Origin of the sequence: Ereboglobus sp. PH5-10 (assembly GCF_029504735.1) — a bacterium.
Taxonomy (GTDB): domain Bacteria; phylum Verrucomicrobiota; class Verrucomicrobiia; order Opitutales; family Opitutaceae; genus Ereboglobus.
In genome coordinates this window covers 94,919-109,201 of record NZ_JAQFIP010000006.1, presented here as the reverse complement: position 1 = coordinate 109,201, position 14,283 = coordinate 94,919, and the positions used below count along the sequence as shown (strand labels likewise).

The window sequence follows — 14,283 nt, the reverse complement described above, 5'->3', positions numbered from 1 at the left end:
TGAAAGGCTGAAGGACTGAAAGATGTGGGAGGGGTTATTTTTGGCAATGGTTGTGTTCGTGTTCGCCGTGCTCGTGCTTGTGCTCGCAATCGTCGCAGTTGCCGCCGCCTTCACCGTGACGGCCGCAGGGACGGCGGCGTTTTGACGGAAGGCGTCCGCCGAGATCGAGCACGACGGGCGCGGCATCGTTGCGGGTGTTCGCGCGCGCGGCGGCGGCCTGGCGTTTGCGCGTGTTTTGGTGGACAAAGAAGATCACGATCGAAATCACGCCGAAACAAATGCTGGCGATCAGTAGGAGAGGAATGGTTGCGGACATGCGGATGGTTGTTTGTGTGTGCGGGCTTTGTTTTGCGAAAAGAAAAAACGCGAAACGGCGCCGCTTCAATCGAAGAAATCAGCGCGGTTTCGTTTTGGCCGCGGAGCCGGTGGCACGGCGGAAAATCTTTGCAATGCGTGAAAGCACCACCGAGAGTAGGCGCACTTTTCCACACGCGCCTCACACTCAACGCCAATGTATCAAGTCACCTTTTCAGAACAAGCGATGGCCGAGCTCAACAAGCTCGACAAACTCCAACAGCTGGAAGTGATCCTGCCCATCAGCAATCTCAAGCCCTCCGACATCGCCAATCCGCGCGAACCGCTCAGCCGCTTCACCCGCGGCACAAACACGCTCTACCGGTTGCGCGCCGCCGAGTTTCGTTTTTATTTCGAGGTGCGCGGCAGCACGCTCCACACCATTTACATCCTCCACAAAAACTCGCTGGAGGATTTTCTTTTGCGCAACAAGCTTCCCGTTTCCGAGTCGCAACTCGTTGAGCAGCACTCCAAGTTCTGGAAATATCTCGAAACGCTCACGAAAAAATAAAGCAGCCGCGAGGTTCCGACGCCCTTTCCATTTTCCCTTCCCATGTCGCAAGATTCACCGACAAACCCGCAGGCGCCCGTTGATGCCGATCCGCGAGACCCTTACAACGTCACGCAGGCCAGCCGGATTTACCTTTTGCCCAACCTTATGACGGCGGGAAATCTCTTTTGCGGATTCTCGTCACTCATCAGTTGCATCTTCGCGCGTTTCGCCGAATACGGCGCCGACGGCCTCTACAATGGCTACTCGTCCTACGATTATTACCGGTTTGCCGTTTTTCTGATTTTGGGCGCGGCGGTGTTTGATTCGCTCGACGGACGGCTCGCGCGCATGGGCGGCCGCGAATCGCTTTTTGGCGCCGAGTTCGACTCGCTCGCCGACGTGGTTTCGTTCGGCATCGCGCCGGCGATGATGGTTTTCTTTTTCATCCTCTCGCCCACGCAGGGCATTCCCTGGTTTCGCAACATCGGCTGGGCGGTCGGTTTTATTTACCTGCTTTGCGCGGCAATGCGACTGGCCCGCTTCAACGTCATCACCAATCCCCTGCTCCACCGCGGAGCCAAGGATTCCAACAAGGATTTCATCGGCCTGCCGGTGCCGACCGCCGCCGCGACCGTGGCCGCCACGCTTCTCTGCCTCATGCGCCTGACGGAATCCGAAAAATCGCTCAAGGTCATCTCGCTCGGGTTGCCCGTGCTGATGCTATTGGTCGCGTTTTTGATGATGAGCACGATTCGTTTTCCGAGCGGCAAAAACCTTGGCATGCAAACGCGCATTCGCGTGCGTTACTTTGTCGTCCTGCTCATCGTGGTTGGCTTTGTCATTTACTACCGCGAGTTTGCGTTTCTCGGCCTGTGCGTGGCGTTTCTGCTCTTCGGCATCTTGCGGCACATCAAACGAAAGGTATTCGGCCACAAAACCGCCCCCGCGGCAGCCGATTCCAACAAGCGAACAACTGTGTGAGCAACCTGCCCGCAACTTTCCAACAACTTCCTTTTGTGAACAACCACCCGCTTATTAACGCTCCCGTCCGCATTTGTTCACAGGCCTTTTTTGGCGTGTTTTCACTGGGGAAAAACCGGCTTGTGCCCGTTTTTCACACCCCATAATAATACGGATATCATTCTTTATTGATTTAGTAAGTATTTACCATTTGTTAATCCTTTCAAAGTCGCTCCTGTTTCGTCACCATCCCACATCATATGAAATTCAAGATCAACCGCGATCACTTCAGCAACGGACTGGCACAAGTCCTTAATGTCGTAGGCTCAAAGGCCACAATGCCCATATTGAGCAACGTGCTGATCGAGGCTGAAAAAGACTCCATCTCGCTCACCACCACGAACCTCGACCTCGGCATCCGCTGCAAAATCAAGGCGGAGGTTTCGCAACCCGGCACCGTCACGCTTCCCGTGAAGCGCCTCGCCACAATCGTTCGCGAACTGCCCAACATCGACGTTTCCTTTGACGCCTCGCCGAACCACCAGGTCAAGCTCACCTCCGGCGGCTCCAACTTTCGCATCATGGGCATCGGCAAGGAGGAGTTTCCCCCGCTGCCCGAGTTCAGCAACGAACGCTCCTTCGTGCTCGATCAAACCGAGCTCATTGGAATGCTCAAAAACGTCGCCTACGCGCAATCCACCGACGAAACGCGCTACATCCTCAACGGCGTTTATTTCAACTTCAAGGACGGCAAGTTTTCCGTTGTCGCGACCGATGGCCGCCGCCTCGCTCTCATGAGCAAGGAAATGGAAATTCCCGAGGATGCCGCCGGCAACATCACCGTTCCCGCAAAAACCGTCGCCGAGCTTCTCCGCATGCTCGACAAGGGCGAAAAGGTGAAGGTCTCGTTCAACGAACGCCGCGCCTCCTTCCAAATCAATGTCGAAAAGGACACCAGCGGCCTGCTCGACAACATCTACCTTTATTCGAAAGTCGTCGAGGGCAACTACCCGAATTACAACCAGGTTATTCCCAAGGAAACGCACCAGCGCATCAAGCTCGAGCGCGAGCTTTTCCACCAATGCGTGCATCGCGCCGCGCTCGTGTGCAGCGACAAGTCGAACTCGGTCAAAATCAAGCTCAGCACCAACTTGCTCGAAGTCATGGCGCAAAGCCCCGATTTCGGCGAGGCTCATGAAAACATGGCGATTGCCTACAGCGGTCCCGAACTCCAAGTCGCCTTCAACCCGAACTTCATCCTCGATCCGCTCAAGGCGCTCGACAAGGACGAGGTATTCTTCGAGGTGAAGGACGAGGTGAGCCCCGGCGTGTTCAAGACGCTCGACAGCTTTATTTGCGTGATCATGCCCGTGCGCATGAGCTGAGGTGATTTTCGATTTTGCGATTGGGACATGTTTGATTCGTCGCATTTTGAGATAGGGCGAACCCTCCGGCTGAGCCGTTAATGTTGCGGCGCAGCCGGAGGGTTCGCCCTACCAAAGCGTGATTCCGCGCGGAAGCACGCAATCGAGAATCGAAAATCGAAAATCGAAAATTTCCACGATGGAAAACGCCGCATACATCATTGTTTTCGCGATGGTCGTTTCGCTTGTGTTGATTCAAATCAACCGGACCGAGGCGTCGCCGATCATCGCGCTGGTGAACCGCTGGCTGCGCTGGGGGATTTTTTCCACCGGCGGCGCGTATGTGCTGAAGGGATTGCTGATGCTCGACCATCCGTATTGGATGCTGGTGGTTATGTTCGCGCTGATCTGGTTCCTCGGCGAAACGCTCTACAACTGGATGGCAATCAAGGCATACAGTTACAGCGAACTGCCGCTCTTCCCGAATTACGAGCCCAACGAATCCGGCGAGGAGTGGCCCACGCAAAAACGATTCCTCAAAATGCGGGAGGATATCCGCGCCAACGGTTTTGTCCACCTGTGCTCGATGCGCGCGTGGGTCATGGACAGCGTGCATGTGCGCATATCCGTTTACCAGGACGCCTCTACCGCGACGCGCCTTCAAATCACATTTCTGCCGCAAACAAAAACCAATGGAATGGCGACAATCATCGGACTCTCAACGCTGACCGCCGACGGATGCCGTTACGTGACCGACAACACCTTCATGCCCTACGCCGGGTTTTATCCGGAAAACTGGTTTGTTGAGCGCAGACCGTGGATTCGATCGCTGACATCGTTGCTCAAGCGTCACAAAAACCGCCTCGAAAAGAATAACGAGACCCCGGTGCCGCACACCAGTGATCCGCTGGAGGAAACCAACGCGCACCAACGCATGATCGAGCGCCTCAATGTCGAGATGGGTTTCCTGACGACACCGCTTCAACGCGAGGAGCAAGGCCGCATCACCAACGCCGGCCGCTACCGCACGTGGAAAGAACTTTGGACGCTCAACTACCTCGGCAAAAGCATGCGGTATTCGTGAGCGGGGCCGGCAGTCAAATCAGGATATCGCCGCGCGAAATTCCCGCATGGATTGCTCGAGCGGCTGGCCGGGGCGGTATACCGCCGTGGTGCCGCCGACGAATAGGTTCGCGCCCATGCCGGCCATCAGGCGCGCGCGTTCGGTGCTCACGCTTCCATCGACGCTGATGAGCACGTCGGCATGGCCGCGCGCGTCGAGATAGGCGCGCGCTTGGGGCACTTTGTCCAGGATGCCGTCGATCAGCTTGCCGCCGGCGAAGCCCGGACGCACGAGCATCAGGATGACGACGTCGATGATGCCGAGCCAGGGTTCGAGCGCCTCGATCGAAGTTTCGGGGTTGATTGCGAGGCCGAATTTTCCGCCGGCGGCGCGCACGGTTTTGCTCATCGACGCGAAATCGCGGTCGAGCTCCACATGCGCGGAGAGGATGTCGCCTTTGCGGATGTTCAGCTTGGAGAGAATCAGCTCCGGGTCTTTCACCATGAGGTGGGTGTCGGTGGGCGTGTTGCTGACGCGGTGCATCGCCGTCACAAAATCGGGGCCGAACGTCAGGTTCGGGACCAGGTGCCCGTCGGTGATGTCCATGTGGAGGTAATCCACGCCGGATTTTTCCAACTGCTTGATTTCCGACTCCAGATTCAACAGGTCGGCGCACATTAATGACACTGAGATTTTTCGTTCCATTTTAGTTCGTTAAGGGATTTCCGTCTTTGTATTTGGCGGCGATTTTGGCTTCAAGTTTTTCGGCCTCCTCGTAGCTGTCGGCCTTGATGTTCCAGATGGTCAGCAGGACGAGGATGGTGAAGATGGCGACGCCGAGCAACGCCACAAAGGTGTGATCCCAGCCGTAATTTTTGGCCATGAACCCGATGCCCAGTCCCGAGATCACCGTGCTGGCGTAACCGAAGAGTCCCACAAGGCCGTTGCCGGTGGCGGAGGCTTTTTTGGTCGCATGGTTGGAGGTGGCGATGCCGAGCAGGGCTTGCGGGCCGTAGATGAAGAAGCCCGCCATGCAGAGCGCGACAAAGGTGGCGATGGGATGCGCGTCCGCCGGGATTTTCCAGAACAGGAGCATCGAAACGGCGGCGCCGATCATGCAAAACACGCAGGTGCGGTGGGCGCGGCTTTTCAGGAACCGGTCCGTCGCCCAGCCGGCGACGAGCATTCCCACGATGCCCGCGATTTCGAAGAGGGCGACCATCCAGCCCGCCGAGGCGAGCGACACGCCCTTGGTTTCCTTGAGGAGCGTCGGGCCCCAGTCGAGAATGGTGAAGCGGACGATGTAAACGAGGAAGTTGACGAACGCGATCGTCCAGATGATGCGGTTGCCAAAAACCTGCTTGCGCACGAAGGCCCTGTATGCGGGCGATTTGGTGTCCGTTTTTTCGACCTTTCCTGCGGTGGCGGTGTTTGTCAGCTCGGGAAGCCCCAGCGAGGAGGGCGTGTCGCGCAACGTGAACCACAGCCAGACGGCGCCGCAAAGCGAAATCGTTGCCGGGACAAAAAAGCACAACCGCCACGCGCCGACACCGAAATGCGTCATCAGGTAACCGCAAAGAATAACCACGAGCCCGGCGCCGATTGAGTGCGACGTGTTCCAGACGGACATTTTTGTGGCCAGCTCCCTGGCCGGAATCCAGTGGGTCAGCAGGCGGTTGACGGGAGGCACGCCCATGCCCTGGACAAAGCCGTTCATCACCCAAATGACGCCCATGAACACAACCGTGACGGAAAGAAACTGCGCGCCGTTCGACATGCCGGTCGTCCACCGCGCGAACGTGTCGCTGAACCCGAACGCGTAATTGGCCAGCGAGCAAAGCACCAGCCCGAGCGTCATGAACTTGCGCCCGCTCACACGGTCGGCGATGAAGCCGTTGACAAAGCGCGAGCATCCGTAAATGACGCCGTGCAAAGTCAGGAAAAATCCCAACTGCACCTTGGTGATGCCCATGTCCGCCTCCAATCCCGGCATCGCGAGGCTGAAGTTTTTCCTCACGAAATAATAGAGCGCGTAGCCGACCATTGTGCCGATGATCGTGCGCGTCTGCCAGTATTTGAATCTCTTGGCCTGTTCAGGGGTCATGTGTTTTTTGTTTTGGGGATTAATTAAACGGGATCGCGCCGGCGGGCGGCGAAGCGAAGGCGCACGTTTCAGGACAACGGCGGGGAAAGGCGTTTAGCCGAGTTTGATATCGAGCACTTTTTTCGCCTGCGAGGCGCGGAAATCGCTGAGCGACTTTGAAAGGCTCTCATCGTTCAGCGCGAGCATCGACACGGCAAACAGCGCCGCGTTCACCGCGCCGGCCTTGCCGATTGCGAATGTCGCCACGGGCACGCCGCCCGGCATTTGCACGGTGGAAAGAAGAGAGTCGATGCCCTTCAACTGCGGCGACTCCATCGGCACGCCGAGCACGGGAAGTTGCGTGAGACCGGCCATGACACCCGCGAGATGCGCCGCCATGCCCGCGCCGGCGATGATGCATTTCAAGCCGCGTTTTTGCGCCGATGTCGCATACTCGAATGCGGCGTGCGGCGTGCGGTGCGCGCTGATAACCCGCGCTTCGTGGGCGACGCCGAAATCGGCGAGGGTCTTGGCGGCATTTTCGAGCACGGGCCAGTCGGACTGGCTGCCCATGATAATTGCGACAAGAGGAGCGGCGGATTCGGATTTCATTTTGGGAAAAATCTCAGGCTAAAACGTGGGTGAAGCCGAAAATGCGTAGCGTCCCGCGGAAAAATAGCAACACGCGATTGGGTTTCGCCGGCGGGGAGCGCTCGCCTGGCGCGCCAAAAAATAACGGGAAGTGGGCGGTGGCGATTGCGGCGTGCCGGAACGGTGTCAAACGGTCGTTTTGCCCGGAGCGCCCTACCCTTCGCCCGGCTCCGCAAGCCAGGCGTTGAACGCGCGCAACTCGTCGGGCGTGCTTATCACGAGCAATTCGTCGCCGGCCATGAGCACTTCGTTTCCGTCGGGGTTGAGTATGCGGCGGTTCTCGCGGCGTATGCCCAGGATTTGCACGCGGTGCGTTTGCGCGAGCGCGAGCGAACGCAAGTCGTTTCCCGCCGCGCGGCTGTCCGGCGGCACCAGCAACGTGTCTATGCGCGCGTCGTCAAATTCGGCCATGTGGGCGCGGCCGGAAACAGCGGTGAGCATTTTTTTGCCTTCGCTCACTTGTTCCTCGGTGCCTATCAGCAAAACTTTGTCGCGCGGATAAAGCACCTCGTCGGAGCCTGGGTGGGGAATCATCACGCCTTGGCGCTCAATGCCGGCAACCACGCAGCCATAACGCGCGCGCAAATCGAGCTCGCTGATTCGTTTTCCTTGACAATCAACAAGATCGGGCAGTGTGCAGCTCGTCGCGCGGATGCCCCAATCGTCGCGCATGGCGAGCCAGGGCGCCGCGGTTTCCACGCCCAGCTGCGCGGGATGGTTGAGCATCGAGTGCAGTTCGGACTCCATTTCGCTGTGCCAGTAAATCAACCTGCGACGAAGCATGAATAGCAGCACGGCCGCCGCGAGCACGCTCGTGAGCAGGAACCAGCGCGTGCCGGGCATCGACGGCAACAGCGTGAAAAACCACACAAACATGATCGTGCCCGAGAGAATCTTGAACATTGCCTCCATCACGGGTCGCAAACGATGCGATCCGGTTGTGCGCCGCGGCACGAGCACTTGCGCGTAAAGCAGGCTCAATGCGGAAAGATTTCGCCACAACGCCACGAGCGGCGCCAGCACCACGACCATCATGAGCAGCCAGAACAGCACGAACAGCCCGTTTGGAAACAGCCAGTCTTCGCCGAGCCAGTCCGTCAGCAACCCGAGCAGCGGACGCGAAAAAACCATCACGCCCGTGACCATGAGCACCTCGACGGCGACCTGAATGATGCGCTTGCGGCTCAACTGCCAGAGCACGTTTTTCTTGCGGCGCATTTTCATGCGGTCGAGCTGCGTGTTGTAATACGAGTGCCACGTGCGCATCCACCCGGGCAGGCGGTCGACAATCCACTTGCTGATTTTTCCGGCATTGCGAGTCAGCGAAGGCGCGCACACGGTCGTCAGCAGCGAAACCCCCACGGCGATTGGATAAAATTCCTTTGGCACAAGCATCGCTGTGACACCGACTTGCGCAATTATGAAGGAAAACTCGCCGATGGGCGTCACCATCAAGCCGGCCCGGAGCGCGTTGCACATCGGTGTGCCGATCAACGACAGTCCGAACGAAACCGCAAACGTGCGCACCACAATCGTGAGCGCCGCGACCGCCACGATCATTTTCCACGAGGAAATCAGCAGCCCCGGTTCGATTTGCAGTCCGATCGCCACAAAAAACACCGACGAAAACACATCAGTCATTCCCTCGAACGTGCGCTCCACCTGAATGCGCTGCGGTGTTTCCGCCACGATCATGCCGAGCAAAAACGCGCCCAGCGCGAGCGAATACCCCGCCTCGTTTGCCACCAGCGCCAGCCCGAGCAAAATGCCGGCCACCGCCACGGTCTGCAATTCGCCGCTCGCCGAAATACTCAGCTTGCGCAACAGCCACGGCACAAAAAGCAACCCCGCCACGCTCGCCATCAAGACAAACATCGCAAACGTGCCCAGCGTGCCGCCGATGTGCGCCTCCTGCGTGCCGCCGAATTTCGCGACCGAGTTGAGCATCGCCACGAGAATCACCGCGACGACATCCTCAAGCACCACCACGCCCATCGCCGTTTGCCCCGCGCGCTCGTGGGCGCCACCCGTTTCCTCAAGCACCTTGCTGATGATTGCCGACGACGACACCATCAGCATGCCCGCGAGAAAAAGCCCCTGCATCGGCGGCATGGCAAACACCCCCGTTGCCACCATGCGCGTGATGTAATAAATCGTGCTCGCGCTGACAAACACCGCCAGCATCACCGAAAGCCCGAGCCGTCGCAACCGTCGCAAACTCAATCGCAACCCGATTCCGAACATCAGAAAAACCAGACCCATTTGCGCAAGCCGTTCAATACGAGCCGGATCTCGCAACATCGGCTCGGTGAACGGATGCAGCGAAATGAGCATGCCCGCCATCAGGTAGCCGACAACAACGGACAGCCCGATGCGCTGGCAAACCCACCCGGCGATTGCGGCGACAACGAGCACCAAGGCGAGGTCCTGTATTAAAAAAATCCCTTGGTCCATGATGGTTAGATTAAGTAGCACCGACTCGACCCCACCCCGCCCAAATCGTCAAGCCCCGTAGCGACGTGGCGGCGCAGCGCTGACAACCAAGTCTAAAACGGCATCCTGTCGTTTCCCGCGCAACAATTCCCAGGCGTAGGGGCGTCGCTTGCGACGCCCAAAACGACCACCATCGGCGAAAAAGACCGTCCAAAGGCACCAGCGCCAAACGCCCGCCCCCGCCCGCCCCTTTCCCATTCAACAGCGACAGGGTGTGACCAGAGGTTGTGTCAAATCACGCTTGCGCCCTGGGAGCGCGGGCATCTTGCCCGCAATGTATTTTCGCACAACTTGAGTCATTCGTTTTGCGGGCAAAGATGCCCGCGCTCCCAGGGTGCTGACACGTTTCATTCACCCTGCATTGTCTTTTTGACACAACTTCTGGTCACACCAACAGCGATATATCCAAGGCAAACACGCTTGCCTGCGCGCGGCTCATTTCTAACATCTATTGAAAAATGAAAGCGCCTACCCTTTTTCTATTCATGCTTTCAGGTTTATTCTGTGCTGGTTGCATAAGCAGGGAGTATCGAGCCCCGGGGCGGCTGGCGGTATTGCAAGAGAACGCGGAACGGCTGGACCTTGGCCAGGAACAAGTGGCTGCGTTGGCGAGAGAGATGTCAGGTTCATGCAAGATTACATCCATTGAACGCATTACACCCGAGAGGATTAAAATTTGCTCGGAGGTTCATCGCACTCGGTATCCAATGCAGGAAGATATCTATATAGCGCGAAAAGGAGAAAAGACGGTAATGCACGTTGAGTCCATTGTGGCGTTTGAGCCAACTGGCTACTGGGCGTCACGGAAGAAGCGAATCAAGTAACCGAAACGGCCGGGTATTAAGCGGGTGCAATTTCGAAAGGGGTAACCCATAAACGAGATGCGCGCAATTATGGCGTGCGGCGATTTATCGCCCCGTCCAAAGCGGCATTGACGTGGCGCACTCCACAACAAACAACGACGGCGACTTTCACACTTCCCAGTCAAATTGCCACCAATCGCAATCACAGCCGCCCGGACGCAATTAGCGCCATCAAAATATTGATATCGGCTGGCGTGATGCCGCTGATCCGGCTCGCCTGGCCCAAGGTGTAGGGCTTGAATTGCTGGAGTTTTTGGGCGCATTCCTTGCGCAAGCCGCGCACTTTCAAGAAGTCCATTTCGGGCGGAATCTTGATCTTTTCAATGTGCGCGTATTTTTCGATCTGGCGTTGTTCGCGTGACAAATATCCTTGATACGCAATGCGATACAAAACTTCATCGCGAACGGGTTGGGATTGCTCAAGAAATTCCGATGGTAGGGCGAAGCCTCCGGCTGAGCCGTTTTTCAAATCGCCATTTGACCTGTCCGCATCGGATTGCGGCTCAGCCGGAGGCTTCGCCCTACCCGTTCCGCCCCGCCGGATAACATCGCCCCAAGTCCCCTGCCCCACCCCGCTGCCCGCGGGCGGACGCTTTTTTTCCAACTGCTCGATCCATTGTTTGACCAAGCGGCATTTCTCGTCGATGCGCGTAATCCGGCTGGCGCTGAGCAAGCCGTGTTCGCGGGCGTGATGAATAAGCCGCAACTCGGCGCTGCCGTGGTTAAAGAGCAAACGATGCTCGGCGCGGCTCGTGAACATGCGGTAGGGCTCGTTTGTGCCCTTGGTCACGAGGTCGTCGATGAGCACGCCGATGTAGGCCTCGTGACGGCTGATCACGAGCGGGATTTGTTGTCGGATTTTTCGCACGGCGTTCACTCCGGCGACAAGCCCCTGCCCTGCCGCCTCCTCGTAACCCGAAGTGCCGTTGATCTGGCCCGCAAAGAAAAGATTCTCGACCTTCTTCGATTCAAGCGACGGGTAAAGCTGGGTCGGCGGCGCATAATCGTATTCGACCGCATAAGCTGGACGAAGGATGACGGCGTTTTCGAGTCCCGGCACGCTGTGCACCATTTCGAGCTGCACATCAAACGGCAGCGATGTGGAAAGCCCGTTAATATAATACTCGTCGGTCGTGCGCCCCTCGGGTTCGAGAAAAAGCAAATGGCGCGGCTTTTCGGCGAACTTGACGATCTTGTCCTCAAAACTCGGGCAGTAACGCGGCCCGATTCCCTCGATCTGTCCGGAATACATGGCCGAACGGTGCAAATTGGCGCGCACAACCGAGGCCGTGCGCTCATTTGTGTAAGTCATCCAACACGCAAGCTGCTCACCGCCGGGCTTCCAGCCGGGACGCTTGAAAGGCCAAAGCTTCTGCTGTTCCACGTGGAACGGCGTTTCGCGCGCGCCCTCGTTTATATTTGGTAGGGCGAAACCTCTGGCTGAGCCGCCAGTCATCGGCTCACCCGGAGGGTTCGCCCTACCCAATTCACCGTGAAATGGCGGAGTCAGGCATTCCGCACTCCGCATTCCGCATTCCGCATTCCCTTGTTCCACGTGGAACAAGTCCTCCGGGTCGCGCGTGTCGTAAAATCCGAAAAGGGTCGGGGAGGCGTCACCGTATTGCGGCTGCATCTTGCTGAAATTCAGGCTTCGCCCGAGCACGCGGCAGGGGGTGCCGGTTTTGAAGCGATCAAGCTCGATACCGCCTTCAAGCAGGCTGGCGGAAAGGGTGAGGGCGCTGAAATCGCCGAGCCGACCGCCTTCGTTTTTGTTTGAGCCGATATGCATGAGCCCGCGCAGAAACGTGCCGGTGGTGACGATCACCGTGTGGCCGAGAAACTCAATATCAAGATTGGTCTGCACGCCGGTGACGCGGTCGCGGGAGGGCAGGGCATAGGTGAGGGCGGTGACGGTGGCTTGGAAGAGTTGCAGATTGGGCTGGAGCTCTAGCGTTTGCTTCATGCGAAACTGGTATGCTTTTTTGTCGCATTGGGCGCGGGGAGACTGAACTGCCGGGCCTTTCGATTCATTGAGCAGGCGAAATTGGATTCCCGTAACATCGGTATTGACAGCCATTTCGCCACCGAGCGCGTCGATCTCGCGCACAATTTGCCCCTTGGCCTGTCCGCCGATGGCGGGGTTGCACGACATCTGGGCAACAGTGTCGAGATTGCCGGTGACAAGCAGGGTGCGCGCCCCCATGCGGGCGGCGGCCAACGCCGCTTCGCAGCCGGCATGGCCGGCCCCGCAGACGATGACATCAAATGGATTGGATGGATTGTAGATCACGGGTGAAGAAAAAAGGCTGAAGGACTGAAAAGGATAGGAGTCAGGAGAGGCGCTATAGCGCCGTGGCGGGTTTGGGTTGGAAGCTTTCTGTTTTGCTATATTCTGACTCCTGACTCCTGTGTTCTGTATTCTAATTTCATAACTATTTTCCTATGCAGAAAGTTGCGAAGAGGTGGTCGAGCATGCGCTCGTTGTCAATGCGGCCCCCGATTTCACCGTAGGCATCAAGGGCGGCGCGGAGGTCGGCGGCGAGCAATTCGACGGGGCCGTTGGTGTCGAGATGAACGAGGGCGGAGGCGAAGCTGGCTTGGGCACGCGAAAGGGCGTCGGCATGGCGGGAGTTGATCGCGATAATCTCGTCGCCTTGGTCGCGGCGAAATGTTTCGGCGCGATCAATAATGGCTTTTTCAAGCGCATCCAACCCTTCCCCTGTCACGCAACTTGTTCCACAAAAATGAGTTATGTTGTAATTTTTGAAATCTTGATTTTGGAATTTGAGATTTATTTTGGATTTGGAATTTCCCGTTGCCGCCCCGGCAACGGGCACGAGGTCAATCTTGTTCAAGACAATCAGGGCGTTTTCCTGTGATAACTTTTCCAAAATTTCCGGCGGCAGACTGGGGTGGGGGCGTGTGGCATCGAGCACGAGCAGGAACAGGTCCGCCTCGGCTGCGCGCTCGAGGGTTTTTTGCATGCCGAGTTTTTCGAGCGGGGCAGGGGAGGGGTTCAGGCCGGCGGTGTCAATGAGCCGCAGGCAGTGCGGGCCGATGTGGAGTCGCTCTTCGATAAAATCGCGAGTCGTTCCGGGTTCGGCACTTACGAGCGCGCGTTCCTGGCCGACGAGGCGGTTGAGCAGGGAGCTTTTGCCGGCGTTGGGCTCGCCGATAATGACCGTGCGGATGCCTTCGCGCAAAAGTTCGCCATAGTGCTGTGTGGCGAGGAGCCGCGCCGTGCCTTTTGAGAGATCCTCAATGTCGCGCCGGACAATCGCGCGATCTTCCGCCGGAAGGTCTTCGTCGGGAAAATCGATATACGCCTCGATGCGGGCGAGGGCGGAGAGGAGGTTCTCGGTGAGCGCGTCGAGATGGCGCCCGAGAGAACCGCGAAGTTGTTGGTTGGCTGCGGTTAACGCCCTTTCACTGCGCGCATGGATGAGGTCCATGACCGCCTCGGCCTGGCTCAAATCGATGCGACCATTGGCGAAGGCGCGACGCGTGAACTCGCCCGCCTCGGCGGGGCGGCAACCGCGCGCGAGAAGGTCTTCGAGGATTTTTTGGGCAATGAAAGGGTTTCCGTGGCAGGAGATTTCGAGAATGTCATCGCCCGTGTAGGAGTTGGGCGCGGCGTAATAGATGGCGACGACATCATCCAGCAGCGCGCCGGAACGGTTGCGATAATCCGCATGGGTGGCGGCGCGGGGTTGGGGAGGGTGGGGGAGTTCGAGCGCGTCGCGGGCGATGGCGGCACAATCCGGCCCGCTCGCGCGCACGATGGCGATTGCCGATGTGCCGAGCGGCGTGGCGAGCGCGGCGATGGTGTCGCGGTTGGAAATCATGACCCCGCACTATGGACGCACTGCGGCAAAGAGTGAAATTAAAAGTGAGGGCCGCTTTCAGCCACCCACAGCAATGAAGCCCTGGCCAGTTTGAAAACCTTTTTCTCGCATTTA

General features: G+C 58.0%; 11 protein-coding genes. 4 read left to right on the top strand and 7 right to left on the bottom strand.

The window, feature by feature from the left end; genetic code table 11:
• Positions 1-34: 34 nt before the first annotated feature.
• A complete protein-coding gene (locus M2447_RS06905) occupies positions 35-316 on the bottom strand; it encodes a hypothetical protein (RefSeq protein WP_277557953.1) in 282 nt (93 codons plus the stop codon).
• Between the two features lie 225 nt (positions 317-541).
• On the opposite strand from M2447_RS06905, the gene M2447_RS06900 reads away from it, so the two are divergent.
• The 4 genes from M2447_RS06900 to M2447_RS06885 all read left to right on the top strand — a co-directional run bounded on the left by M2447_RS06900 (position 542) and on the right by M2447_RS06885 (position 4,255).
• A complete protein-coding gene (locus M2447_RS06900) occupies positions 542-865 on the top strand; it encodes a cytotoxic translational repressor of toxin-antitoxin stability system (RefSeq protein WP_277557952.1) in 324 nt (107 codons plus the stop codon).
• Between the two features lie 42 nt (positions 866-907).
• The gene (pssA, locus tag M2447_RS06895) at positions 908-1,828 is read left to right on the top strand and encodes a CDP-diacylglycerol--serine O-phosphatidyltransferase (protein ID WP_277557951.1); all 921 of its coding nucleotides are present in this window, start codon (positions 908-910) and stop codon (positions 1,826-1,828) included.
• A 239-nt stretch (positions 1,829-2,067) separates the two neighbouring features.
• Entirely contained in the window at positions 2,068-3,192 is a 1,125-nt protein-coding gene (dnaN, locus tag M2447_RS06890; protein ID WP_277510316.1) for a DNA polymerase III subunit beta, read from the top strand.
• Positions 3,193-3,370: 178 nt separating this feature from the next.
• On the top strand, positions 3,371-4,255 hold the full coding sequence (locus tag M2447_RS06885) for a hypothetical protein (RefSeq protein WP_277557950.1): 885 nt from the start codon (positions 3,371-3,373) through the stop codon (positions 4,253-4,255).
• 18 nt (positions 4,256-4,273) lie between these two features.
• On the opposite strand, the gene M2447_RS06880 is transcribed toward M2447_RS06885, so the two are convergent.
• The 6 genes from M2447_RS06880 to mnmE all read right to left on the bottom strand — a co-directional run bounded on the left by M2447_RS06880 (position 4,274) and on the right by mnmE (position 14,169).
• Positions 4,274-4,939: a ribulose-phosphate 3-epimerase gene (locus M2447_RS06880; protein WP_277557949.1), complete on the bottom strand. Its 666-nt coding sequence runs from the start codon at positions 4,937-4,939 to the stop codon at positions 4,274-4,276.
• Position 4,940: 1 nt separating this feature from the next.
• Positions 4,941-6,338, bottom strand: coding sequence for an MFS transporter (locus M2447_RS06875; RefSeq protein WP_277557948.1), 1,398 nt, complete (start codon positions 6,336-6,338; stop codon positions 4,941-4,943).
• Between the two features lie 93 nt (positions 6,339-6,431).
• Positions 6,432-6,929, bottom strand: coding sequence for a 5-(carboxyamino)imidazole ribonucleotide mutase (gene purE, locus M2447_RS06870; protein ID WP_277510312.1), 498 nt, complete (start codon positions 6,927-6,929; stop codon positions 6,432-6,434).
• Positions 6,930-7,121: 192 nt separating this feature from the next.
• The gene (locus tag M2447_RS06865; RefSeq protein ID WP_277557947.1) at positions 7,122-9,422 is read right to left on the bottom strand and encodes a cation:proton antiporter; all 2,301 of its coding nucleotides are present in this window, start codon (positions 9,420-9,422) and stop codon (positions 7,122-7,124) included.
• A gap of 1,044 nt (positions 9,423-10,466) precedes the next feature.
• Positions 10,467-12,614 carry an FAD-dependent oxidoreductase gene (locus M2447_RS06860; protein ID WP_277557946.1) on the bottom strand — a complete coding sequence of 716 codons (2,148 nt, stop codon included), beginning with the start codon at positions 12,612-12,614 and terminating at the stop codon, positions 10,467-10,469.
• A gap of 142 nt (positions 12,615-12,756) precedes the next feature.
• A complete protein-coding gene (mnmE, locus tag M2447_RS06855) occupies positions 12,757-14,169 on the bottom strand; it encodes a tRNA uridine-5-carboxymethylaminomethyl(34) synthesis GTPase MnmE (RefSeq protein WP_277557945.1) in 1,413 nt (470 codons plus the stop codon).
• Positions 14,170-14,283 lie beyond the last annotated feature (114 nt).

Coding starts and splice junctions, on each gene's coding strand:
- M2447_RS06900 (WP_277557952.1), top strand. CDS start 542: ATGGCCGAGCTCAACAAGCTCGACAAACTCCAACAGCTGGAAGTGATC.
- M2447_RS06905 (WP_277557953.1), bottom strand. CDS start 316: ATGTCCGCAACCATTCCTCTCCTACTGATCGCCAGCATTTGTTTCGGC.
- pssA (WP_277557951.1), top strand. CDS start 908: ATGTCGCAAGATTCACCGACAAACCCGCAGGCGCCCGTTGATGCCGAT.
- mnmE (WP_277557945.1), bottom strand. CDS start 14,169: ATGATTTCCAACCGCGACACCATCGCCGCGCTCGCCACGCCGCTCGGC.
- dnaN (WP_277510316.1), top strand. CDS start 2,068: ATGAAATTCAAGATCAACCGCGATCACTTCAGCAACGGACTGGCACAA.
- M2447_RS06880 (WP_277557949.1), bottom strand. CDS start 4,939: ATGGAACGAAAAATCTCAGTGTCATTAATGTGCGCCGACCTGTTGAAT.
- purE (WP_277510312.1), bottom strand. CDS start 6,929: ATGAAATCCGAATCCGCCGCTCCTCTTGTCGCAATTATCATGGGCAGC.
- M2447_RS06875 (WP_277557948.1), bottom strand. CDS start 6,338: ATGACCCCTGAACAGGCCAAGAGATTCAAATACTGGCAGACGCGCACG.
- M2447_RS06865 (WP_277557947.1), bottom strand. CDS start 9,422: ATGGACCAAGGGATTTTTTTAATACAGGACCTCGCCTTGGTGCTCGTT.
- M2447_RS06885 (WP_277557950.1), top strand. CDS start 3,371: ATGGAAAACGCCGCATACATCATTGTTTTCGCGATGGTCGTTTCGCTT.